Genomic DNA, 23,448 nt, shown 5'->3' on the forward strand with positions numbered 1-23,448 from the left:
GTGCCTGACGCCGTGCGATTTGACGACTACATGGACGAGACGCTGTACGGCGTCTCGGGCTTCTACGTGCGCGGTGGCCACCCGGCGGCCCGGGGCGGCGACTTTGCGACATCGGTGGAGCTGGGGTCGCTGTTCGCTCAGTGCGTGGCCGGCTACCTGGACCGTGTGTGGCACGAGCTGGGACGACCTGATCCCTTCATGGTCGTCGAGGGCGGCGCCGGTCGCGGCACGCTCTGCCGCCAGGTCCTGCAGCACGCACGGGAGTGCCGTCAGGTGCTGCGCTACGTGATGGTGGAACGCGTTGACCGTCAGCGCGCTGAGGCCTTGGCAGCCATTGCCGATATGCACGACAGGCTCCCTGCTTCGCCGGCCGCTGAACCTCGCGCCGGTCCGGGTGACGAACCTCTGGCCGGTTCGGAACAGACCGTGCTTGCCGTATCTGCGCTCCCAGCAGGCCCGCTGGCCGGCGTGGTGCTCGCCAACGAGCTGCTCGACAACCTGCCGTTCCGCCTGCTCGAACGCTCGACGGATGGCTGGCAGGAAGTCCATGTCTCGCCAGGAGACTTCACCGAGGTGTTGACGCCTGCGCCGGACGACGCCGCGGCGATGGCGGACGCGCTGGCACCCGATGCCGAGCCGGGGGCGCGAGTACCGCTGCAATTGAAGGCGGCGGTCTGGATTCGGCGAGCGCTGCGGCTGCTCGAGCGCGGCCGGCTGCTGGTCTTCGACTACGGAGTGCCGACGACCGCCGAGCTGGCGGCACGCCCGGCGACGGAGTGGCTGCGCACATATCGCTCGCAGCGACGGGGCCATGACCCGCTGCACCAACCCGGCAGCGCCGACATCACCTGCGACGTGGCATTCGACCAGCTCCCGCCCGGTGCCACCCTCACCCCCCAAGCCGACTGGCTGGCCGCCGCAGGCATCGATGACATCACAGCGACGGCGCGGAATCTGTGGCAACGAGGCAGGGCCAAGCCCACCGCCGAGGCGCTGGCCGCCCGGACCCTGCTCGACGAAGCCGCCGCACTCACGGATCCAGATGGCATGGGCGCCTTCTGGGCCGCCGAGTGGCACGCCGGCTGAGGTTCTTCGCCGAGCCGGGCCGGGCGCAGCTCATCGCTGGCCGGTTCACAGTGCTTGATGAGATCGGGCCGGGGCAAGTCGGCCCCGTCGGTGTACTCAGGCTGCGGGATCTTCCCATAGCGGTTCGGGGACGGGCGGGTTCGGTGGGGGATCTTGTGTGGTCAGTGTCTGCTGCGGCGAACGCCGCTGGGGAGCCTGCTGCTCGGATTCGCGTTGGGGCGAATGCCGGTGGGATCTGGGCCCGGCCGTCTGGTGCTTGGGTTTGCGTTGAGCCGAAGCGCGCTGGGCCCTGGGCTGCGCCGTTTGGCGTTTGGGTTTGCGTTGCGGGGCAGGTTCGGCGGGTTTAGCTGGGTCGGGGGGTGCCAGCCGGTAGCGGCTGTTTCGGATGGTGACTTGCCAGTTGTGGTCGTGGATGAGGTCGTGGCAGCGCCAGCACACCAGCACGAGGTTGTCGAGGCGGGTCTTGCCACCGTGTTGGCAGGGTGTGATGTGGTGGGCTTCGCATTCGCCGGGCGGTTCACCGCAGCCGATGCACGCCTCGTCGCGGGCGATCAGCGCGCGTCGTTGTGCTGCAGTGGGTGCCCGGCTTGCGACGGTCTCATACAGCGGTGTGAGGTTGTCGCCGAAGATCTCGACCGAGACGTCGGAGTTGCACGCCAGCCGTTGCAGGGTGCTGGGCGGGATCGGACCGACGCCACAGATCTCGGCGATGCTCCCGGGCTCGCCGGCGAGTGCCGCGAGGTCGGCGCGCACGATGATCTCGCCTGCCTTGGGGCCGGCTGGGGGAGTCTGCATGACACCGGATGCCGGCTGGGGGTGGTCGGCGTCGTCAGGCTCGCCCGGTCGCGATGCGGCGTGGGCCGAGTGCGCCGGTGCTGTGCCGCTAGCGAGGAGTGTGTCGAGGGCGTCGGCCATGCGCTGGTCGCGAGTGCGGATGGCCTTGCCGGGCACGACGCTGTCATGGGCCGCGCCATCGCCCGACGCTGCTGCCCCGGATGCGGCATCGCCGGATTCGGCACCGTGGCTGCGCTGTTGTTCGTGTTGCTGGCGGCGGCGGTCTGCTTGGCGGAGTTGTTCGGCTTGTTGGCGCAGGCGTTGCTGGATGCGGGCGCCCATCTCGGCGTCGAATGAGCCGCGCATCTGCACCGAGCCGTCATCGCCGTTCCAGAACCGCACATGGCGGTTGCGCCGGTTGCGGCGATGCTGCACGGCGAGATCATCGGCGCTCTGGTGCCGGATCGTCCAGCGCTGCGCGGCCTGCGCGAACTCGTCTTCGGGCAGCGTCTTGGCGAGCTCGATCAGATCGGCGTCGCCTTGCACCGCGCCGGGGCTGGTCTTGCGTGCGGCGTGCGCCAGCTTGGCGGCGTTGGCGAGGCTGATCTCGCCGTCTGATACCCCGGTGCGCGCCGCAGGCAGCTCCGCGAGCTCCGCTTCGGTGCGGACGTTGCGGGCGGCCTCGGAACGCGACCGCCCGCCGACCTGGTTCAGCAACCCTGCGCCGCCGTCGCCGTGGCGCTCACGCTGCGCGACCGCCGAAGCGGCCTTGGTCTCGAGCAGCTCGACGCGCGAGCGCAGCTGCTTCGCCAGCCCCAGCGTGCGGCGCAGCTCGCCGGTCGGCGCCGCCTCGACTCCGTCGAGGGCCGCACCGAGGCAATCGAGCGCCTGCTGCACCTGCGAGAACATACGTTCACTCTACCGACTGGGTGTCACACGAAAGCATCTATGTGATAATTTGATTATTACAAATATATGACAAGTGTTTTCAGATAGTTTCAACTACAGCCGCCGAGTGTGAAATAGACCTGCCGACCGTGCATGCCGCCGGCAGGAACACCGCCACAGCTCGATCAGGCTGACTCGAACGACTCGGCCATCAGAGCGATACATGCGTGCATTCGGTCATCACCGCCGAACGTCGGCGATCTGCCGAACGGCGTCGTCGCCCCCTCGGCAGCGCAGACGGAGGTGGGAGCCTGGCTCAGGAACGATCCGTGAGAGCTCGCCCGCGATGAGCGACGAACCATGTCACGGCGACTACCGCGGCCAGCAGCAGTTCGGCCTGGGAGGCGAGGCGTACCGCTGTCTCGATGTCGCTGGCGGCCGGCCGCGGTCCGACGCCGAGACGTGGCCGATTCTCCTGCCGAGGGCCGTAGCGCAGCGGTCCCCCGAGTTCCCGCCCGAGCGCAGCCGCCACCGCAGCCTCGGCAACGCCAGCGTTGGGGGAGGGGTGTGCGACTGCGTCGCGCCGGATCGCAGTCCAAATGGCGCGCGCCTGCCGCGGGCGCAGCGCAGCCACCAGGGCGGCAAAGAGCCGGGCCGGCATGTAGTTGGCGACATCGTCCAGTCGGGCTGCCGTCCAGCCAAAGTTGCGATAGCGCTCGTCGCGGCGACCCACCATCGCATCCATCGTGTTGACCGCCCGGTAGGCCGTTGCACCCGGAGCTCCGGCCACGATCGCCCAGAAGACCGGTGCAAACACGGCGTCCACGCTGTTCTCGGCAACGGATTCGATGACAGCGGCTGCCACGCCCGACTCGTCGAGTTCGCTGGGATCACGGCCCACAAGGCGCGGGAGCTCGGCGCGAGCTGCGTCTAGGTCTCCCGCCTCCAACCGGCCGGCAATCCCCATCGCCACCGACCGCAATTCCCGTCCGGCTGCAGTCAGCGCGACCGCCGAGGCGGTCGAGCGCTGGAGAATCCCGGCGGTTGCGCCGATGGCCACACCGGTCACGGTGTAGGCAACCCCAGGCAGTCGCCGGTCTGCCCAGATCAGCTGCTCCAGGCGCGTCATCAGCTTCCCGAATGCCGCTACCGGATGCACTCGCTCCGGCGGCTCTGCCGCGATGCGGTCCACAAGTAGCCCCAACACCGCCGCACCGCTGCGTTGACCGGTGGATCTCATGACGCACCAGCTCCACTGGGGGGATCTGCGGCGCTCATCGAGGTCGGCGGGCCTGCTGTGCTCACGCGAGTCCTGCGGGCAGTCCGGCCTGCACTGCGCTGTGCACCGCGAGCGCAAGGCGCTGTCCCCACTCCGAGCGAGGTCCACCGAAGCGCTGCCGGCGCGCTGCCGCAGGCCATGCCGCCACCACTGCGTCCGTGGCGGTGCGGTGCCGGCGACCCCGCACTCAGCCAGCGCCTGTGTCTTGGCTTCGGTGATCGTCATGGCGGCATTGACTGCAGCGCCCGGCTCGAAACCGACGGGCAGTTGCGCCACGATGTTGATCGTTCCTGGCCCGCAGGCGTCCACCGAGCCGCCGACATCGGCAGCCCATGTCGGCTTCGACACACCCACGGTGGCGTGCACGACCACGCCGTCGCACTCGGCCGTCGAGTAGTGCTCCACATCCACCGCCGTGAACAGTGCGGTTCCGGGACCGCGCAGACCGAGCTCGGCTGCGAGCTCTGCAGCGTGTGCGTCCAGATCTGTCCGGGTGTAGCCGCTGCCCACCCCGATGTTCACGACCCAGTCGATCTGGCCGATGCCGCCGCCCACTGCGGCCGACGAGATCACCTCAGTGGGTTGATCGAATCGCCAGACCAGGGCGCTGTGCGGGGCCGCCACCAGGGTTGGCTCCACAGCAGCAGGGCTCATCGGCCGGACGCTACCGATGTCCGAGGCCAGAGCTGGAGCGTCCGACCGCCGGTGTCAGGTTGAGGATGGGACTGTGCTCGCCACGGGCACATGTGAATGCATCCATTTTGTGTCTCGTAGATGTGTATTTGAGCATTTGCTCGGAGCGAATCATCTGGCACACTCTCACTTCAGTTCTTTCGTGTGTGAGGCCATCTGCGTGGCGGCAGATGGCCTCAGTGGTGTCAGCACAGCGAGGTGCCCGGCATGCCTGTGACCCCCCCCCCCCCCGACTCCGCCCGTCGATGCCGGTGAGCCGATTCATGCCAACGCGGAGGATTGGTGTGGCGCTAGCTGCTGCGCTGGTGGCGATGGCGCTGCTGCCGCTGGTAGCGGCCGAGCCCGCACAGGCCACCACGACGACGCTGGTCTCCAACACGCAGTCGACGCTGTCCGGGTCAGGCTCCCGCTCAATCGTTGCGCAAAGCTTCACGACGAGCGCGCAGGGCGCCACGCTTTCCGAGATCGAAATCGTCACCATTGCAGGCACCGGTGGTACCTCACTGAGTCTGAGGGAGAACAAGACCAGCAGTTGTACGGGCGCGCTCACCAGCTGCCCAGGGGCTCTGGTGGCCACACTCAGAAATCCGTCCAACACGACCGGCACCACCGTTGCGTTCACCGCTCCAGAGGGCGTCACGCTTGCTGCAAACACGACGTATTGGGTGACCATGAACGAGGGAGTCTCGGGCCTACGCAGAACTCACCGGCTGGTGCTTGGCAACAGCCAGACCGGTCTCTCCGGCTGGACCATCGGCAACAACAGCCTGACCAAGAGCAGCGATGCGGCGAGTTGGGGCACCAGAACACAGAAACTCGGGATGAGGCTCAAGGGCACGCCGGTCGTGCCGGAGTTGGTCTCGGCGGAGGCAGACGGCACCAAGCTGGCGATGAAGTTCAGCGAGAGCCTCAACACAGGATCGGTGCCGGCCACGACCGCTTTCGCGGTGACGGTGGACGGCAGCGCTCGCAGTGTGGCGTCCGGCGGTGTGGCGATTACAGGCAAGAAGGTGACGTTGACGCTGGCGTCTGCGGTCACGGTGGGCCAAGCCGTCACGGTGAGCTACACAAAGCCGACGGGTGCTTCGGCCATGCCGCTGGAGAACACGGCCAATGTCGAGGTGGAGACGTTCGGCGCTCAGCCGGTGCTCAATGTCACAGCACCGGTGATCACGGGCATGGAGATCGTTTCCAAGCCGCGCACTTCTGACAGCGGCACCTTTGTCTACGCGCGTGGTCAGCCGATCGTGGTGGCGGTGACCTGGAACGGTCCGGTGACCTGGGACCTGAGCGCCGACAACGCGGGGATGAGGGTGCGTTTGCAGGTGGGGAGTGGCAACAAGAATGCAGAGCTCGTGACCGACGGGGCGACGAGCGGCACCGCCGAGACGCTGTGGTTCAGCTACACCCCGGTCACCGCAGACACCGACACCGATGGTGTGGCGGTGGTGCCGAACACCACGGGCAACAACAAGGACAAGGTGGTGTTCTTGCGCAACGGGGCGACGCTGAAGGGCAGCGCAGGTACCGATGCAGCCGATTCCAACGCGGGGACGCTCCACGCTGCGGGGCTGAGCGCGCAGGCGGGCCATACGGTGAAAGGCTCCATTGCGGCGGCCGGCAACTCCGCACCGGTCTATGACCCCGACGATGATCCCAATACCGAAGACGACACGGATCTGGGAGACAAGAACGCGCCCACGGGCACGCTTGTCCACACCTTCGGCGTCTTGGGCGACATCAGCGACGCCAACAAGGACAACCTGCGCTATTCGATCACGGCGGCCCGTCCAGACGCGCTGGAAACGCATCTGCTCAACGAACAGGGTTGGTTCCAAGTGGTTCATAGGGGGTGCGTGCTCGAAGACCTCGAGCCTGCACTCGAGCGCAACGAGGACGACGTCTTCGAGAACGACATCACCCTCACCGCGGCCGACCCCGACGGCGCGAAAGTGACGCTGAGGGCGACCCTGCTCACCAACTGGAACTGCAGGGAGTTGGTCAGCGCGTCGGTGAACGGCGCGGCGTTGACACTGACCTTCGACGGCACGGTGCACGACGACCTGATCGCCAGCGGCGCGGAGGAACAGTTCGAGGTCGCCGTGGACGGCACGACGGCAGCGCTGGCGCAGACAAGCCCCGTGTCGCGCAGCGATTCCTCTCTCGTGCTCACCTTGGCCCAAGCAGTCACCCGTAACCAGGAGGTCACCGTGAGCTTCGCGCCAGTCGTGGCCGAAGCTCGGCCCTTCACCGACCAGCCGGTGGTCAACGCGCTCAACACCGTCCCGACGGCCGCCGCCATGAACGCGAACACCATGACCGTCACCTTCAACCGGAACGTGTCGATCGAGACCGGCGGCGACGCGGCCGATCTGGCCCGGGCGTTCTCGGCCAGCGGCGTGCACTGGCATGCCGACACCGACGGCGACGGCATCGCCGACGGCGGGGTCCCACTGCGGCGGGTGGCGCCCGAATCGGCCTCGGTCAGCGGAAACACGGTGACGCTGACGTTCGGCTCAGACATCTCGCCCGGCCGGCACGCCACCGTCGACTACTACTCGGGCATCGCCCAGACGCTCGAGGCCGGCCTGCTCGACGCCGACAGCCTCCGGGTGCCGAGCGTGTACGAACAGGTGGTGACGGCCACGCTCGCGGCGACGGTCCCGCCGCGGCTGGTGTCGGGGCAGGTCGCGGGCACCGAGCTGACGCTGACCTTCGACGCCGACCTCGACAGCGCCTCCGCGCCAGCGGGGAGCCGCTTCAGCGTGCAGACCGCGTCGGGGCCCATCTCGGGCACCGGCACAGCGACGGTCAGCGGCAAGACGGTCACGGTCACGCTGGCCTCCGCCGTGGCCGAACGCCAGCGCGCCGCCGTGTGGTACTGGCAGGGCACCGACGCGAACCCGCTGCGGGGGGACACCGTCTCTCATCCGCTGGGCGGCGATTCGCCGGGGCCAGAGGTGGACGACATCTGGGACACGGTGATAACGACACTCGACCGCACCCGCCCCACGATCGTCACAAGCGCCCTCGCCGGGACTGCTTTCGTTATCTACCTCAGCGAGAAGCTGGACACCAGCTTGACGCTGGCGGCGAGCGATTTCACAGTGTTCAACGGAACCAGCAATAGCTCTATGTCACTGACCGGCGTCAAGATGAGCGACGAAGCGGTGATACTCACGCTGGCGTCCGCGCCCGGAGACAGTGATCCCGTGGCCTTTGGCTACGGTCCGACGCAGAATTCGGTGCGGGTTGCGGACCTCGCGGGCAATACCCTCCTGTCGCGGACGCTCAGTGCCAATGGTGTCACCAACGCCGGGGCAACCGATCCGGGCCCGCCGTCGCTGGTGTCGTCGCCGCCGGTGGTCGATCCGCTCGTGCTGACGCTCACGTTCGACACGTGGCTCGACCCGGCACACGTGCCAGCCGCGGACACGTTCACGCTCGGCGGTACCGACCCCACGACCGGCGTCGACTACGGGGACAGTCATCGCATCACCGATATCGCGGTGCGCGGCAAGAAGCTCGAGCTCACCGTCAGCCCCGGTTTCCTGGCCTGTGACGACGGCCTCACTGTGAGCTACGACCCAGCGGCTGAGAACGCCCTGCGCAACCTGTGGGGCACAGACGCGAACGCGTTCTCAGACCAGGCCGTGACGATCCAGTCGTCAGCGAAGTGCGCGGGCGTAGGCGTCACCCCGCGTGTCGAACCAGGCCCCAGCGGGAACAGCGGCCCGGGCGGGAACAGCGGCGCCGACGCGCTGAGCCTGGGCTTCAAGCGGTCGATGCGCCGGTCGCCGGTGCCGAGTCCCGACGGGTTCAGCGTGAGGTCACAGACACCCGGCGGCGCGGCGGCGCCGCCGGTAGAGGTGAAGAGCGTCAAGTTCTCGGACGACGGCACTCAGTTGCAGATGGCACTGAGCCGTCGCCTCAACCCCGGAGAGCAGGTGACGGCGAGCTACCGGCATCCGCGCGCTGCACCGGGCCTCGTGGACAGCGACGGCAACCAGATCGCAGCCTTCTCAGTCTCGACGGTGGTACCCGCCCCGGCGCCGACCGTGACCGGTGTGGAGGTCGTCTCCGACGCCGGCGCCGACGACACCTACGCCATGGGCGAGACGATCTCGGTGCGGGTCACGTTCAGCGACGCGGTGGACGTCACCGGCACACCGACCTTGGGCATCGACATGGATCCCGCGCACTGGGGCCGCAAGGACGCGGTGTATGCGGGCGGCAGCGGCACTGCGGAGCTGACCTTCACCCACGAGGTGATACGGCCCAACTACTCGTCACAGGGCATCGCTGTGCTCGCCGACACGCTCGCCCACGCCGGTGGCGCGATCCGGTCGGCATCGTCGCAGACTGACGCGGCGCTGACGCACACCGGGCTGGGCCACGACCCTGCCCACAAGGTCGACTGGCGCCAGTCGCCTCCTGACGTCGACGGCAATCGGCCGCCGGTCTTCACCGGCACGTCGGACACCCACAACAATGCGCTGCCCGGCACCTTTGTGAGCCTCGCAGTGTCCAAGGACGATTTCAGCGACCCCGACCGCGACGCATTGACGTTCACGCTCAGCGCCAGCCGCGACGACGTGTACGGGCCGCAGGGTTATGGCTACCTCGAGGGCTACGGGCGGATCTGGTTCCGGGCCAAGACGGCCTGCGCGCTCGCCGAACTCGACCCGCCGACCGGCGGCGCCTACGACACGGTGATCACCCTGACGGCCACCGATCCCGAGGGGGCCACCGCCTCGGCGACGGCCACGTTCCGCACTGATCCCGCCACGTACGCGTGCCCCACGCTGTCCGCCGCCGCAGTGGACGGCGACACGCTCACCATCACGCTTGCCGCCGACGGGAAGCTGCCGCCGAGCTACGACCCGCCCACCGCTGACCAGTTCGAAGTGAAGGTTGACGACACTGAGGTGAGCTTGGCCGACACCGACGCGGTCTCGGCCGCCGGCACCACGATCGTGCTGACCTTGGCGTCGCCGGTGACCGCGGGCCAGGCCGTCACCGTCAGCTACATCCACGGCGACGACCCCATGGCTGCTGCCTTCACTGACCAATCGGTCACCAACAACACCCCTGTGCCCGAAGTACCCGAGGTTCCCGAGAAGCTCGAGGAGCTGGAAGAGCCGGAGGTCGACCCGCCGGCCGGCGGACCCACCGCGCCGATCAGCGCCGCGGTGAGCGGCAATGAGCTCACGCTCACCTTCAACCGCGACCTTGGTGCGATCAACGCCGCACAGGCCAGGGCGCTGCGCTGGGCGTTCCTCGTCGACGGGGCCTATGACGGCCATGGCACCGCGGTCAACAGCCAGTCGCCCAGCGGGGTGTCCGTTGACGGCAACGCTGTCACGCTCACCCTCGGCACCGCCATCGCGTCCGGCAACGACGCCACCGTCCGCTACTACTCCAACGCCGCCGCCAACGCCCTCCGCGGCACCGATGGCAACCCAGTAGTGGACTTCACCGCCACCCTCACCACCACGCAGCGCGACTGAGCTTGAGCTGCGGCGGCGCAGCCCCAGAAACCGTTGACGGTCCATGTGGGCACAGCGGTTCGTGCAGCTCTGAGCACGCGTCGTCCGGTCGTGCCGACGTGCTCAGTGAGCAGCCTGCCAGCAGCCAACTACTCTGCGAATCTGGCTGAGCAGAGGGACGTCGCCGACCCCACTTGGCCCGCAACAGCACGACCAGACAGGGATACCGATGGCTGACCCGACAACCGAAGCGACGATTGAGGATTACTACGTCGAGGACCGTGTCTTCGAGCCTGCCGCCGACTTCGCATCGGTCGCTCTCGCCGCGGACCGGTCGCTGTATGACGAGGCGGCCGCGGACCGGCTGGCGTTCTGGGCCCGCCAGGCCCGCGAGCACGTCACTTGGTTCACCGATTTCCACACCGTGCTCGAGTGGGACCTGCCGTTCGCGAAGTGGTTCTTGGGCGGCACGCTCAACGTGTCCTACAACTGCCTCGACCGCCACGTCGAGGCTGGCCGTGGCGACAAGGTGGCGTACTGGTGGGAGGGCGAGCCGGGCGACACCCGCACCATCACCTACGCCGACCTGCTGGACGAGGTGTGCAAGTTCGCCAACGTGCTGAAGGGCCTCGGCGTCGAGCGGGGCGACCGGGTGTGCATCTACATGCCGATGATCCCCGAGCTGCCGGTTGCCATGCTGGCCTGTGCCCGCATCGGCGCCGCCCACTCGGTGGTGTTCGGCGGCTTCTCGGCCGACTCGCTGTCAGACCGCATCGACGACGCCTCCGCCAAGCTGCTCATCACCGCCGATGGGGGCTACCGGCGAGGCGAGCCGTTCGGCCTGAAGGACACCGCCGACGCCTCCGTCGAGGCCACGACGACGATCTCCAACGTGGTGGTCGTGCGCCGCACCGGTCAGGACGTGTCGTGGAACGACAGCGTCGACCACTGGTACCACGACCTGATGGACGGCGCCTCTGCCGACTGCCCGCCCGAGCACATGGACTCGGAGGATCTGCTGTACCTGCTGTACACCTCGGGCACCACGGCCAAGCCCAAGGGCATCATGCACACCACCGGCGGCTACTTGACCCAGGTGGCGTTCACGCATCGCTACGTGTTCGACCTCAAGCCCGATGTCGACGTCTTCTGGTGTGCAGCCGACATCGGCTGGGTCACCGGCCACAGCTACATCGTGTACGGCCCGCTTGCCAACGGCGCCTCGTCGGTGATGTACGAGGGCACCCCCGACACGCCCCGCCCCGAGTTCCGCGACGGCGACCGGACGGCTTGGCCCAAGGACCGCCTCTGGGACATCATCGAGCGCTACGGCGTCACGCAGCTCTATACCGCCCCCACGGCCATCCGCACGTTCATGAAGTGGGGAGCGGCCGAGGTGTCCCAGCACGACCTGTCCAGCCTGCGCGTGCTGGGCACGGTCGGCGAGCCCATCAACCCCGAGGCGTGGATGTGGTACCACACCCACATCGGCGGCGGCACCTGCCCCATCGTGGACACGTGGTGGCAGACCGAGACCGGCGGCCACATGATCACGCCGCTGCCCGGCGTCACCACCACCAAGCCGGGCTCGGCCACTCACGCGCTGCCGGGCATCTCGGTCGAGCTCGTGGACGACGCCGGCAACCCGGTCGAACGCGGCGGCGGCTACCTGACCATCACCGAGCCGTGGCCGTCGATGCTGCGGGGCATCTGGGGCGATCCCGCGCGCTACCGCGAGACCTACTGGAGCACGTACGAGGGCCGCTACTTCGCCGGCGACGGCGCCAAGCTCGACGATGACGGCTACCTGTGGCTGCTCGGCCGGGTAGACGACGTGATGAACGTGTCGGGCCACCGCATCTCCACCACCGAGGTGGAATCGGCACTGGTCGATCACCCATCGGTTGCCGAAGCAGCCGTGGTGGGCGCCACCGACGACACCACCGGCCAAGCGATCGTGGGCTACGTGATCCTGCGCGGCGGCCACGACGCCACCGACGAGCTGCGGGAGGAAGTGCGGCAGCACGTGTCCACCAAGCTGGGTGCGATTGCCCGACCCAAGGCGGTGGTGCTGGTGCCGGACCTTCCCAAGACCCGCTCGGGCAAGATCATGCGACGGCTGCTGCGCGACGTTGCCGAGGGTCGCCAGCTCGGCGACACCACCACGCTGGCCGATGCCGGTGTCGTGGAGGAGATCCGGACCCGGGCCGCCGAAGCCCCGAGCGAGGACTGAGCCGACGGCGGCCGGCGGGTTCAGGCGCAGGCGAGCCTTTTCGATGGCGGCATCGGGCGGCGATTGGCCAGCGTACTGGTGGTGGCGGGACGGGCCGGTGCCGCCGGGCGACTGCGTCATCGTCGACATCGACGGCGTGCTCGCCGACGCCGCCCATCGCCAGCATCACCTCGACGGTCCGTGGCGCGACTGGGACTCGTTCTTCGCCGACGTGGGCGACGACGACGTGCTCGACGAGGTCTTCGAGCTGCTGGTGCTGCTCAACCCCGAGCTGGTCGTCGTGGCGCTCACCTCCCGGCCCACCTGGGTGTCGGGCCCAACTCTTGACTGGCTGATCAAGCACCAGGTCCGCTGGGACCTGCTCATCATGCGGCCCATGGGCGACTTCCGCCCCTCGCCGATGTTCAAGGGCGAGCAGACCGAAGCGCTCCTTGAGTGCGGCTACACGCCTCGTCTCGCCATCGACGACGACATGCGCAACGTCCGCATGTACCGCGACCTCGACCTGCCGACGCTCTACATCGACAGCGGCTACCACCCCCACTGAGGCTGTCCCAGCAGCGCTGGACCTGACAGCATGAACCGGTGACTCGTACAGCGTTGGTGATTGGCGGCACAGGGCCGACGGGGCCTGGCGTGGTGAATGGGCTGTTCGAGCGCGGGTACGACATCACGGTCCTACATACCGGGCGCCACGAGGTCGACACCCTCCCGCCTGAGTCCGAAGTCCCGCACCTCCACACCAACCCGTTCCGCATCGACGAAGTTGCCGAGACTCTCGGAGATGCGACCTTCGATGTCGTGTACGCCATGTACGGGCGATTGCGCGACTTGGCGCCGTACTTCGTGGGGCGCTGCGGCCAGTTCATCGCCGTCGGCGGCATCCCCGTCTACCGGGGTTACGCCCGGCCGGCCGAGAACTGGCCACGCGGGCTGCTCACCCCGCTGCGGGAGTCTGCCGAACGTGCCGTCGACGACGCCAACGACAAGGTGGCCAAAATCGTCGCCACCGAGGACGTGCTGTTCGAGCACCATCCCGATGCCACCATCTTCCGCTACCCGCTCATCTACGGACCCGGCCAGATCAACCCGCGCGAGTGGCTGATCGTGCGCCGCATCATCGACGGCCGCCGCCGGATCATCGTGGCCGACGGCGGGCTCACGCTGCGCGCCGCCGCGTACGGCCCCAACGCCGGCCACGCCCTCACGCTGGCCGCCGACCATCCCACTGCAGCCGCCGGCAAGGCCTACAACATCAGCGACGAGCACACCCTCACGGCTCGCCAGACCATCCAGGTGATCGCCGCGGCTCTCGATGTCGAGCTCGACATCGTGAACCTGCCCGGCGAGCTCGCGACGCCGGCCCGCCCCTTCCTGGGCGAAGAGGAATCGCTGCACCGAGCCATGTCGCCCGACCTGATGATCGCCGAGCTGGGCTACCGCGACAAGGTCGGCGTGGTGGAGGCGGTTGGTCTCACGGCCCAATGGCTGGTCGACAACCCGGTCCGGCGCGGCAGCACCAAGGAACGGCGCATGCAGGATCCGTTCGACTACGAAGCCGAGGACGCCATCATCGACGCCTACCGCTCGTCCATCGGCAAAGCCGCCGAGCTGGCTGCGACCTTCGATCCCGACTTCCGCGGCCGCTACAGCCCGGGCTCAGACGACTGGCGCCTCGTCGACGCCAAGAACTGAACACCGAGCGAGCAGACTCAGGCACAGCCGCACGAGCACCGTCCCGCCGTCGCGACGAATCCCGCGCCTGAGCGGCGGACTGCCGTCATTAGCCTGAGCCGCAACCGCACAGCGTCAGCAACACGGCGGCCGAAATGAGGTGCAGCACGACGTGCGCAACACGGCCAAGACCACTGTCCTCCTGGCCGGCCTCGCCGGCTTGATCCTGTGGATCGGCAGCTTCTGGGGCCAGGGCGGCCTCACGATCGCCGTCGTCATAGCGCTGCTCCTGGTGGGCGGCAGCTACTGGTTCAGCGACAAGCTGGCAATCCGCTCCGCCCGTGCCCAAGAGGTTCAGCCCCATCAGCTCCCTGAGTACTGGCGAATCATGCAGGAGCTCACCACGCTGTCGGACATGCCGATGCCACGGCTCTACGTCTCGCCCGATCCGCAGCCCAACGCTTTCGCCACCGGCCGCAACCCGCGCAACGCCGCAGTCTGCGTCACCGAAGGGCTCATCCGGAACCTCAACTGGTACGAGATCCGGGGTGTGCTGGCGCACGAGATGGCCCATATCCGCAACCGCGACATCCTCATCGGTTCCGTCGCTGCCGCTGTGGCAACAGCCATCACCTTCGCCGCCCGCATGGCGCAATTCGCCCTGATCTTCGGCGGCGGACGTGACAACGACCGCAACCCGTTCGGCGAGATTCTTCTGATCATCCTGGCGCCAATCGCCGCGATGCTGCTGCAGATGGCCATCAGCCGCAGCCGCGAGTATCAGGCCGACCGCACTGCTGCCCGCATGATCGGCGACGGAGAGCCGCTGGCCCGGGCGCTCGAGAAGCTCGATGTGGCCTCCAAGACGGTCCCCAGCCTGGCCGACCCCAACCAGGCCCAGATGTACATCGCCAACCCGCTGGCCAGCCGCCGGATGGGCTTCAAGGGCCTGTTCACCACGCATCCGCCGATGGAAGAGCGCATCCGCCGCCTGCGTGACGGCTCCTGGCAGGAAGCGATCTAGCCCGCAGTCGTCCGAGGGCGACGCTCGGCTCGGCAGCCCGGAGACGGCGGCAGCGACATGACCTACGAAGTCGTCGGGGGACTCGTCGTCGTGTTCTCGGTCATCGGCGCGCTGGGCGCGGCGGCCGTCTGGGCGTTCAACTCGCAGCGCTTCGGCAAGTACCGCACTGCGACGCCCGCGCCCATCAGGGTGAGCAACCCGCAGAGGCACCGCAACATCGCGCTCAATTCGACGTTGTCACTGGCGTGCTACGCGGTCGCGATCAGCGTGGCGCCGCGCTGGCTGTATGCCACCGAGCCGACCGGCATAGCGGTGTTCGCGGCGCAGGTGGTGGGGGCGCTGGTGATCTACGACGTCCTGTACTACGTGATGCACCGGGCGATGCACCTGCCGAGACTGATGCGTCTCGTCCACGGCGTGCATCACCGTGTGCGGTACCCGACGGCACGGGACAGCCTGTATCTGCACCACGCCGAGCTGATGGCCGGCATCATGCTGCTGCTCGTCGCCGTGGCCGTCGTCGGCCCGGTCAGCACCTGGGCGTTCTTGACGATTGTGCTGGTTCATGGCCTGATCAACGTGATCGTGCACACCAACCTGGTCTTCCCGCATCCGCTGTTCGCGCTGTGGAACCACTGGGTGATGCGCCACCACCGCCACCATGCAGGCCACTTGGACAGGAACTACGCGACGATCTTCCCCTTCTGGGATCGGCTGCTCGGAACACACGCCTGAGGCCACGCGCACATGACGAGTCCCGACGCCGAGGCACCCACGGCGGAGCCCGAGCCGCAGCGACGGATACTGGTGACCGGAGGCTGCGGGTTCATCGGCCGCGCTGTCGTCGACGAGCTGGCCGGCAACGGTCACGAGGTCATTGCGGCCGACATCGCAGAACCCGCGCAGCCACGCGGCGATGTCAGCTACGCCCGACTCGACATCACTCGATCCGAGCCGTTGCTGGAGATCGCCGAGGGCGTTGACAGCATCGTTCACTGCGCCTCGGTGGTCAGCACGCGGCGCAATGACGGCGACATCGTCTGGCATCACAACCACGGCGGCACGCTGAACGTCCTGGCGGCCTGCGAGCATCACGACATCGCACGTCTGGTGCACATCAGCTCGGCCAGCGTGGTCTTCTCAGGACACGACATCGAGGGCGGCGATGAGCGCCTGCCTTATGCAGAGGTGGCCCAAGCCCCCTATGCGGCCAGCAAGATCGCAGCCGAACAAGCTGTGCTAGCGCTCGCCGGCTCCGGGTCGCGCACACACGCCTGCGCCCTGCGCCCCAGCCTCGTGTTCGGACCCGGCGATGCCCGCCTGATCCCGAGCATCCTGCGGCAGGCAGCGTCGGGCCGCCTGCGGCGCGAGATCGGATCACGCGACAAGCTGCAGGACTTCACCTACGTCGCCAATGTGGCGGACGCAGTGGTCGCAGCCGAGCGACGCCTGGGGCCTGGATCGCCGCTCAACGGTCAGGCCTACTTCGTCACCAACGGTGAGCCGATGGCCTTCTATGCATTCGTGGAGTCGTTGCTGACGGCTCTCGGGTATGCGCCGCCGACCAAGCGGGTGCCGTTCTGGCTCGCTTATGTCGGCGCGGCCGTGCTCGAGGTCGTCGGCGCTGCGACCGGCCGCAACCACGGTGAGGATCGAGTGTCGCGGTTCGCCGTCAAATACCTGGTGACCGGCAAGCACTACTGCATCGACAAGGCCCGCCGCGATCTCGGGTGGGAACCGCGTGTGACGCTGGCAGACGGCATCGAGCGAACGGTGGCTCACTTGGCGCAGCAGCCAGACGCCTGAGCCGCGCCCGCACCGCCGGGCCGGGTCAGTCGCGGAAGTTCTCGTACTGCAGTGGCACGTCGAAGTCGCCGGCCTTGAGCTCGGCGATGACCGCTTGCAGGTCGTCCCGCTTCTTGGAGATCACCCGAAGCTGATCGCCCTGGGTCTGCGACTGGACGCCCTTGATGCCGAGTCCCTTGATGAACTTGTTCAGGTCGCGGGCCCGATCTGACGAAATGCCGGCCTGCAGCGCCGCCACCTGGCGCACGGTGCCGCCTGAGGCCTCCTCGACGCTGCCGTAGTGCACGGCCTTGAGGCTGACCTGACGCCGTACCAGCTTCTCTTCCAGCACCTGGCGCATGGCTGTCAGCCGATCCTCAGTGCTCGATCGCATGTTGATGACGCCCTCGCCGAGTTCCACGGCACTGCCGGTGTTGCGGAAGTCGTAGCGGTTGGCGATCTCGCGGGACGCCTGATCCACGGCGTTGCGGATCTCCTGCATATCCACCTTGGAAACGACATCGAAAGAAGGCATGTCCGCAAGCTAGCGAGGAAGCAGGGCCGGGTTGCTGGAGTTCGGCAACGCTTTAGGCTTCGAGGCTCACCTGGGTCGGTGCCCGAGCGGACAAAGGGAGCGGGCTGTAAACCCGTCGGCTTCGCCTACGGAGGTTCGAATCCTCCCCGGCCCACCAGCGCGTGAGACGCCGCCCATCAGCGGCCGGCGCTGAAGCCGCCGTCGATGGGGTAGAGGCTGCCCGTGATGTAGCTGGCGTCATCAGAGGCCAGGAATGCCACGAGTGCCGCAACCTCGTGGGGCTCGCCGTAGCGCTGCGCGGGAATTCGTTCGGCCATGCCCTTGCGGACCTCGTCGGCGTCATCGCCGCCGATGAACGTCTCGAGCGAGCGCATCATGCGTGTCTCGATCGGCGATGGGCAGACAGCGTTGACGCGCACCCCGGACGTAGCCAACTCGAGAGCGGCGGACTTGGTGAGGCCGGCTACGGCGTGCTTGCTGGCCGAGTACGGCGAGATGCCCCGTGCGCCGAACAGGCCCGCAACCGAAGCCGTGTTCACGATGGCGCCGCCCCCGCCGGCGATCATCGCCGGGACGGCGTACTTGATGCCCAGCCAGACCCCGCGCACGTTGACCGCGATCACCCGGTCGAAGTCGTCCTCGGGATAGTCGACCATCGGGAAATAGGTTCCCTCGATGCCGGCGTTGTTGAACAGCACATCGACACGTCCGAAGTTGTCCATAGCTGCCTGCACATAGCCCGCAACCTCGTCGGACTTGGTCACATCAGCTCCGACAGCCAGCGCCTCGCCGCCTGCCGCCTCGGCTGCCGCCACCGCCGCGCCTAGGTCGGTGGTGGCCAAGTCCACGGCCACCACCGATGCGCCCTCGGAAGCGAACCGCTCACACGCAGCCAGCCCGATCCCGCCGGCCGCGCCAGTCACGATCGCCACCCGTCCCCTGAACCTGCTCATTGCGCCTCCTCGCCTGCCGGCAGCGCGGTCCTGTTGTCGGGTTTGCGAGCCGCCGCGCCGGGCGCCGACCGTACTGCTGTGACGGGGTCCCGCGCGGCGCTAGTCGGCGTGTTGGCGGAGGACCATGCGGGTGGGGGAGTACACCATCACGAGGCTGCCGTGCTGGTTGAAGACCTCGTTGCGGGTGGTCACGATGCCGCGGTCGCCGCGTGAGGTGAGCCGGGACGCCGTCACTTCGGCCACCACCTGCAAAGTGTCGCCGACGAACGTCGGGCCCTTCACCTCGACGGTTGCGCCCAGGTAGGCCACGCCGGTGCCGGCAATCGCACCGCCGCTGATGATCAGTCCCTCAGCCAGCGACATCACCAGGCTGCCGGGCACGAGCCGGCCGTCGTAGCCGGCGCGCTCGGCGGCCGTCGCATCCAGGAAGAGCCCCTCGGCAAACCCGAACTGGGTGGCATACACCACGAGGTCGGTCTCGGTGATGGTTCGCCGGCTGGTGCTCCAGCGCTTGCCTACCGGCTGCTCATCGAACGTCCAGCCTCGATGCGGCCGGGGCGGCAGTCCCGGGATCGCACCGGTACCGCTGCTGCTGTCATCGTCGTACATGTCGCCTCCCAGTACCGAGTCTCGCAGTGCAGCCCATGCCGGTGCAGTGCTTCGCCGCGCGACGGCTGGCGGCGCAGCACGCACATCGTGTTGACTTGACAGCCATCAGGCGGCATCGGCGACAGGGGACGACGATGAGCGACACGGTTGTGGACCGACCAGCACACGACATCGTCGACGACGACACCATCGAGCGGTTCCGCACCGACGGCGTGGTGGCGCTGCGCAACGTCGTCGACGCCGATTGGGTGGAGCGGCTGCGCGGGGGCATCGCCGACGAGATGGCCAACCCCAGCCCCACGGCCCACAACTATGACTCCACCGGCTTCTTCGGCTCGCTGGATCTGTGGCGTTTTCACCCCCTGTTCGAAGAATTCGTCACGCAGTCCCGGCTGGGTGAGCTGGCGGCCGCCATGTTCGGCTCGCCCGTCGTGCGCATGTACTACGACCAGCTGTTCGTCAAGGAACCCGGTTCCAGCCAGCCGGTGCCGTGGCACAACGACCAGCCGTACTGGCCCATCTCGGGCCGCCAGGTCATGTCGTTCTGGATCGCACTCGACACGGTCGACGCCACCAACGGCCGGGTCGAATACATCCGGGGCTCGCACGCCTGGGATCGCTGGTTCCAGCCCCGCACCTTCGCGCCCACCAAGGCCCACGACTACGAGCGCAACCCGGACTACGAGCTCATGCCCGACATCGAGGCCGACCGCGGCAGCTACGACATTGTCTCGTTCGATCTCGAGCCGGGAGACGCGGTGGCCTTCTGGGCCATGATCCTGCACGGATCGCAGGGCAACTCGAATCGGGGCCGGGCGCGCCGGGGCTACGCCGCCCGCTACATCGGCACCGACGTTCGTTACGACCCGCGCATCGGCACAGCGCAGGTGCTGCATGTCGACGGGCTTGCACCGGGCGCCACGATGGAATTGGACCGCTACCCGGTGGTGTGGCCCCGCTCTGGCTAGTCGTCTCCGGCTAGGTGTTGTTGTGTGCGCCGATCGAGCCGCTGACCATCGATCGGCCCAGCAGCATCAGCCACAGCACGGCGACCAAGCCGCCGATGCCGTTGATGACATCCCAGCCCTCGAAGTCGACGATCGCCGCGATGATCCAGAACAGCGTCGTCCACACGATGCCGACGGCGGCGGTGAACAGGGCCGCACCCCGATGGAATCCTCGGGGCAGGATCGGCATCAAGCCAATTGCCATCGACGCGGCACCCAGCATCACCAGCGGGATCGCCACGAACGCGAAACCCGCCTTGACTGAGTGCATCGCGAGAGCGACCTGCATGACGGCGTCTGAACCGGCCGCGGCGCCGGCGCCGAGGCCGTCGTCGATCGCGATCACCATCATCATGTCGAGTCCCTCGCCGAGCACGCCGATGCCGGCGCCGATGCCCGCCATCATGAGGCCGTAGCGCGTGCCGGTGCAGTCGAGGCCTTCCTCGTGCGCCGTGTTCCAGACCACCATGAGGCCGGCGATGATCGTCACGGCGGCGATCGCGATGAGGATGGACGTCAGGTGACTCAGCCAGGCCAGATCGGCCATGGCGTCGATCCGGCCGACGAAGTCCACCCGATCGGCACTGCGGACGATGACGCCGCCGGGCTCGATAGCTGCCATCACCAGCGCCAGCAGACCGCCGTAGAGCAGCGCGAACCCGCCGCGCTGCCGCCGGGTGTAGTTGTTGATCTTCTCCAGAACCATCGCCATGCAGATCGCCCCCCTCGGCCCCAGATGCAGGCCCAGCAGCGAGATTAGTGCGAGCTTGATAACAGCGGATATGACTTGGGCGCTCGCCTGCATTTGTCAGGCGCAACGACCACAATGGCGCCGTGGACGAAGCGACCAGCAGTGCACTGACGCCCTCTGACGAGGCACTCGTGACGGCACACGCCGGTGCCGGGTACGAGATGATGGAACCGATCATCGCCACGGCTGCCGTCGCGGCACCGCCCACCGATGTCTGGGCCGCCATCAGCCCGGCCGGCAACCTCACCAACATCCACCCGTTCTGCGAGCGCAACGAGGTGAACGTCTGGGACGAAGCCCGCAGCCGCGACCACGTCTACTACTACAGCGGCGTCCACTACCAGCGCGAGTTCTGCGACTGGTTTGACGGAGCGGGCTACGACCTGGTGCTCGGCCCGCCCGACGCCCGCACGGCCTTGGTGCGATGGCGCATCGCCGTGGCGGGCCACGGCAGCGACTTCAGCATCAAGGTGGTGGCGCTGCTGCGTGACGACGTGCCCGCCGCCGAGCGCGAGCACTATGCCGAGCACATGATCCGCCGGCCGCTGCCCTCCTACCTCGACTCGGTCGTGCGCGGCACGGCGTACTTCGCCGAGACCGGCACCCCTGTCACCAAGAACCAGTTCGGGACGCACCCCATCTATTCGCCCGCCGACTGAGCAGGCCCAGCGGCCGCCGCGGGCCGGCTCAGCCCGGTTCAGCTCGGCTCGGGCAGCCTCAGCAGAACCCGGGCAGCCGCACGAGCCCTGTCCAGCGTCGGCACGAACCGGTTTCTCGGCACCTTGTCGAGCGCGTTCAGCGCACGCAGGCTGATCGCCGGCTCGCCGCTGAGACCCATCACGATGACCTCGGTGTTGCTCTCCACTGCGGTGTCGATGAGGTACTCGACCAGCATCGCCGCGCTGTCGTCGATGTACACGGTGTCGGTGAAGTCGATGATCACGATCTCGTGCTCAGCGATGTCTGCGCCGAGAATGTCGATGAGGCTCTTCGACGATGCGACCGTGAACGTGCCTCGCAGCGACACCAGCCCAACCCGTGCAGAGAACCCGCCGGCTGCGACCTCGTCGGCATCGCCGGCTTCGGCGTCTTCCCCCAGGAAGACCCGGTCCAGCAGCGGCACCGACACCACGGCGTCGAGCTGGAGCCGTTCGAACTGGCGGGCAGCCGACATGGCCGCCACGATGAGGCCGATCGCCACGGCGGTGATGAGATCGAGTGCCACCGTCAGCACCATCGTGATGCCCATGATCATCAGGTGCTCGCGCTGCACCCGGTGCATGCGTTTGAGGAACCGCCAGTCCACGATGTCCCAGCCGACCTTCAGCAAGATGCCGGCCAGCGCGGCGAGCGGCACCGATTCGACGTAGCTGCCTGCTCCCAGCACGATGGCCAGCAGCACTAGGGCGCGCAGCGCACCCGACACGCGGGTGCTGCCGCCGGCGCGGATGTTCACGACGGTGCCGACGGTGGCGCCGGCTCCTGGCAGCCCGCCCACCAGACCAGCGGCGATGTTGCCCAGGCCTTGGCCGATGAGTTCCTGGTTGGGGCTGTGCCGTGTGCGCGTCATCGAGTCGGCGATGAGCGACGTCAGCAGGCTGTCGACGGCGCCCAGCAAGGCGAGCGTGATGGCGGGCTGCACCGCGCCGGCCAGGACGCCCAGCGACAGCACCGGTTCCTGCAGGTCCGGCAAGCCGGAGGGCACTTCCCCGATGACCGGCGCATCGCCGAGGAACAGCACCCCCATCAGGGTCCCCACGGCGAGGGCAGCGAGCGTCGCGGGGAACCAGCGATGCAGCCGGCCGGGCCAGAAGATGCATACGCCCAGGCTGACGGCGGCGATGGCCACGGCGCTGGCGTTGAGGTTCACGATGGCGTCAGGCCAGGCACGCATCACGTCGAGCGGACCGCCGCCGGCGCTCTCGACACCCAGGGCCGGCAGCGTCTGCAGGATGATGATGATGATGCCGACGCCCGACATGAAGCCCGAGATCACCGAGTACGGCGTGTAGGAGACGAACCGGCCGAATCGCAGCACGCCCAGCAGCGTCTGGATGACTCCCGCCATGACCACGACGGTGAGCGCCTCGGCGAGGTTGGACGCATGCTCGGTGATGACCACGGCCATCGCAACAGCCATCGGCCCGGTCGGCCCGGAGATCTGGGAGCGCGTGCCTCCGAACACCGCGGCGAAGAAACCCAGAGCGATGGCGCCGTACAGGCCCGCCATCGCGCCGAGGCCCGAGGCCACACCGAACGCAAGCGCCACCGGCAACCCCACCACCGCCGTCGTGACACCCCCGAAGATGTCGCCGCGCAGCGTTGCCAAGCTGTAGCTGGGCAGGATGTTCGGCCGCTCTCGCATCCGTTGCCCCCAAACGGCGGCGCGCCCGCCCCCCGACGGGCACGCGCCAACGACATTACGCGTGTTCAGTGATGGTCGCCTGCGCTATCTCGCTGTCGTTCAGTTCCTTTCGGCTCGCCGATTCGAATCGCCGACCAGCGCAGCCGATACGACTCATCGATCGGAAGAACTGCTCAGCTGGCCTGCATGTGTAGTTCGACACATGTGTATGTTTCGCGTGTTGTGTTGACCCACATCTCTGATGCATCAATTGCCCAGCCGGCACCGAGATTCGCCGCGCCACGCCGCGCGGCGCGTCGTATG

18 protein-coding genes, 1 tRNA gene and 1 pseudogene are annotated in these 23,448 nt (G+C 67.9%); 11 read left to right on the plus strand and 9 right to left on the minus strand.

The window, feature by feature from the left end; genetic code table 11:
- Positions 1-1,086 carry an SAM-dependent methyltransferase gene (locus ACOGXE_RS09360; RefSeq protein ID WP_419930661.1) on the plus strand — a complete coding sequence of 362 codons (1,086 nt, stop codon included), beginning with the start codon at positions 1-3 and terminating at the stop codon, positions 1,084-1,086.
- A gap of 96 nt (positions 1,087-1,182) precedes the next feature.
- Here ACOGXE_RS09360 and ACOGXE_RS09365 read toward each other — a convergent pair whose 3' ends face one another.
- The 4 genes and pseudogenes from ACOGXE_RS09365 to ACOGXE_RS09380 form a co-directional block, all read right to left on the minus strand.
- Positions 1,183-2,769 (minus strand): HNH endonuclease, encoded by a 1,587-nt coding sequence (locus ACOGXE_RS09365; protein WP_419930662.1) that lies wholly within the window; start codon positions 2,767-2,769, stop codon positions 1,183-1,185.
- A gap of 295 nt (positions 2,770-3,064) precedes the next feature.
- Entirely contained in the window at positions 3,065-3,988 is a 924-nt protein-coding gene (gene cbiB / locus ACOGXE_RS09370) for an adenosylcobinamide-phosphate synthase CbiB (RefSeq protein WP_419933505.1), read from the minus strand.
- A 61-nt stretch (positions 3,989-4,049) separates the two neighbouring features.
- Positions 4,050-4,214 carry an adenosylcobinamide amidohydrolase gene (locus tag ACOGXE_RS09375; protein ID WP_419933506.1) on the minus strand — a complete coding sequence of 55 codons (165 nt, stop codon included), beginning with the start codon at positions 4,212-4,214 and terminating at the stop codon, positions 4,050-4,052.
- Positions 4,214-4,681, minus strand: a pseudogene (locus ACOGXE_RS09380) (adenosylcobinamide amidohydrolase); the annotation flags it as partial. The pseudogene ACOGXE_RS09380 and the gene ACOGXE_RS09375, both read right to left, overlap by 1 nt.
- Before the next feature lie 323 nt (positions 4,682-5,004).
- Between ACOGXE_RS09380 and ACOGXE_RS09385 the strand changes: the two are divergent.
- The 7 genes from ACOGXE_RS09385 to ACOGXE_RS09415 all read left to right on the plus strand — a co-directional run bounded on the left by ACOGXE_RS09385 (position 5,005) and on the right by ACOGXE_RS09415 (position 16,946).
- Positions 5,005-10,230, plus strand: a complete 5,226-nt coding sequence (locus ACOGXE_RS09385; protein ID WP_419930663.1) for a SwmB domain-containing protein — start codon at positions 5,005-5,007, stop codon at positions 10,228-10,230.
- A gap of 208 nt (positions 10,231-10,438) precedes the next feature.
- Positions 10,439-12,442 carry an acetate--CoA ligase gene (gene acs, locus ACOGXE_RS09390; protein WP_419930664.1) on the plus strand — a complete coding sequence of 668 codons (2,004 nt, stop codon included), beginning with the start codon at positions 10,439-10,441 and terminating at the stop codon, positions 12,440-12,442.
- A gap of 43 nt (positions 12,443-12,485) precedes the next feature.
- The gene (locus tag ACOGXE_RS09395; protein WP_419930665.1) at positions 12,486-12,989 is read left to right on the plus strand and encodes a hypothetical protein; all 504 of its coding nucleotides are present in this window, start codon (positions 12,486-12,488) and stop codon (positions 12,987-12,989) included.
- A gap of 38 nt (positions 12,990-13,027) precedes the next feature.
- Complete coding sequence (locus ACOGXE_RS09400) at positions 13,028-14,137, plus strand: hypothetical protein (protein WP_419930666.1); 1,110 nt, start codon at positions 13,028-13,030, stop codon at positions 14,135-14,137.
- A gap of 151 nt (positions 14,138-14,288) precedes the next feature.
- Entirely contained in the window at positions 14,289-15,140 is an 852-nt protein-coding gene (locus tag ACOGXE_RS09405) for a zinc metalloprotease HtpX (protein ID WP_419930667.1), read from the plus strand.
- A 57-nt stretch (positions 15,141-15,197) separates the two neighbouring features.
- Entirely contained in the window at positions 15,198-15,875 is a 678-nt protein-coding gene (locus ACOGXE_RS09410; protein ID WP_419930668.1) for a sterol desaturase family protein, read from the plus strand.
- Positions 15,876-15,887: 12 nt separating this feature from the next.
- Complete coding sequence (locus ACOGXE_RS09415) at positions 15,888-16,946, plus strand: NAD-dependent epimerase/dehydratase family protein (RefSeq protein ID WP_419930669.1); 1,059 nt, start codon at positions 15,888-15,890, stop codon at positions 16,944-16,946.
- Positions 16,947-16,971: 25 nt separating this feature from the next.
- Here ACOGXE_RS09415 and ACOGXE_RS09420 read toward each other — a convergent pair whose 3' ends face one another.
- Positions 16,972-17,460 carry a YajQ family cyclic di-GMP-binding protein gene (locus ACOGXE_RS09420; RefSeq protein ID WP_419930670.1) on the minus strand — a complete coding sequence of 163 codons (489 nt, stop codon included), beginning with the start codon at positions 17,458-17,460 and terminating at the stop codon, positions 16,972-16,974.
- 72 nt (positions 17,461-17,532) lie between these two features.
- Between ACOGXE_RS09420 and ACOGXE_RS09425 the strand changes: the two genes are divergently transcribed.
- Positions 17,533-17,617, plus strand: a tRNA-Tyr gene (locus ACOGXE_RS09425).
- A gap of 19 nt (positions 17,618-17,636) precedes the next feature.
- Here ACOGXE_RS09425 and ACOGXE_RS09430 read toward each other — a convergent pair.
- Positions 17,637-18,413, minus strand: a complete 777-nt coding sequence (locus ACOGXE_RS09430) for an SDR family NAD(P)-dependent oxidoreductase (RefSeq protein WP_419930671.1) — start codon at positions 18,411-18,413, stop codon at positions 17,637-17,639.
- A 99-nt stretch (positions 18,414-18,512) separates the two neighbouring features.
- Positions 18,513-19,022, minus strand: a complete 510-nt coding sequence (locus ACOGXE_RS09435) for a MaoC family dehydratase (protein ID WP_419930672.1) — start codon at positions 19,020-19,022, stop codon at positions 18,513-18,515.
- Positions 19,023-19,156: 134 nt separating this feature from the next.
- Here ACOGXE_RS09435 and ACOGXE_RS09440 point away from each other — a divergent pair, with 134 nt between their 5' ends.
- Positions 19,157-19,990, plus strand: a complete 834-nt coding sequence (locus ACOGXE_RS09440) for a phytanoyl-CoA dioxygenase family protein (protein ID WP_419930673.1) — start codon at positions 19,157-19,159, stop codon at positions 19,988-19,990.
- 10 nt (positions 19,991-20,000) lie between these two features.
- Here ACOGXE_RS09440 and ACOGXE_RS09445 read toward each other — a convergent pair whose 3' ends face one another.
- Positions 20,001-20,834 (minus strand): hypothetical protein, encoded by an 834-nt coding sequence (locus ACOGXE_RS09445; RefSeq protein WP_419930674.1) that lies wholly within the window; start codon positions 20,832-20,834, stop codon positions 20,001-20,003.
- Between the two features lie 29 nt (positions 20,835-20,863).
- Here ACOGXE_RS09445 and ACOGXE_RS09450 point away from each other — a divergent pair, with 29 nt between their 5' ends.
- A complete protein-coding gene (locus ACOGXE_RS09450) occupies positions 20,864-21,439 on the plus strand; it encodes a hypothetical protein (protein ID WP_419930675.1) in 576 nt (191 codons plus the stop codon).
- A gap of 38 nt (positions 21,440-21,477) precedes the next feature.
- Here the strand turns inward: ACOGXE_RS09450 and ACOGXE_RS09455 are convergent, their stop codons facing one another.
- On the minus strand, positions 21,478-23,145 hold the full coding sequence (locus ACOGXE_RS09455) for a SulP family inorganic anion transporter (RefSeq protein ID WP_419930676.1): 1,668 nt from the start codon (positions 23,143-23,145) through the stop codon (positions 21,478-21,480).
- Positions 23,146-23,448 lie beyond the last annotated feature (303 nt).

This window comes from Candidatus Poriferisodalis sp. (assembly GCF_965208555.1).
Classification (GTDB): domain Bacteria; phylum Actinomycetota; class Acidimicrobiia; order Acidimicrobiales; family Poriferisodalaceae; genus Poriferisodalis.

Bases quoted from the DNA above. Each gene is read 5' to 3' on its own strand.
- ACOGXE_RS09365 (WP_419930662.1), bottom strand. From the start codon at position 2,769: ATGTTCTCGCAGGTGCAGCAGGCGCTCGATTGCCTCGGTGCGGCCCTC.
- cbiB (WP_419933505.1), bottom strand. From the start codon at position 3,988: ATGAGATCCACCGGTCAACGCAGCGGTGCGGCGGTGTTGGGGCTACTT.
- acs (WP_419930664.1), top strand. From the start codon at position 10,439: ATGGCTGACCCGACAACCGAAGCGACGATTGAGGATTACTACGTCGAG.
- ACOGXE_RS09395 (WP_419930665.1), top strand. From the start codon at position 12,486: ATGGCGGCATCGGGCGGCGATTGGCCAGCGTACTGGTGGTGGCGGGAC.
- ACOGXE_RS09410 (WP_419930668.1), top strand. From the start codon at position 15,198: ATGACCTACGAAGTCGTCGGGGGACTCGTCGTCGTGTTCTCGGTCATC.
- ACOGXE_RS09415 (WP_419930669.1), top strand. From the start codon at position 15,888: ATGACGAGTCCCGACGCCGAGGCACCCACGGCGGAGCCCGAGCCGCAG.
- ACOGXE_RS09420 (WP_419930670.1), bottom strand. From the start codon at position 17,460: ATGCCTTCTTTCGATGTCGTTTCCAAGGTGGATATGCAGGAGATCCGC.
- ACOGXE_RS09430 (WP_419930671.1), bottom strand. From the start codon at position 18,413: ATGAGCAGGTTCAGGGGACGGGTGGCGATCGTGACTGGCGCGGCCGGC.
- ACOGXE_RS09435 (WP_419930672.1), bottom strand. From the start codon at position 19,022: ATGTACGACGATGACAGCAGCAGCGGTACCGGTGCGATCCCGGGACTG.
- ACOGXE_RS09440 (WP_419930673.1), top strand. From the start codon at position 19,157: ATGAGCGACACGGTTGTGGACCGACCAGCACACGACATCGTCGACGAC.
- ACOGXE_RS09445 (WP_419930674.1), bottom strand. From the start codon at position 20,834: ATGCAGGCGAGCGCCCAAGTCATATCCGCTGTTATCAAGCTCGCACTA.
- ACOGXE_RS09455 (WP_419930676.1), bottom strand. From the start codon at position 23,145: ATGCGAGAGCGGCCGAACATCCTGCCCAGCTACAGCTTGGCAACGCTG.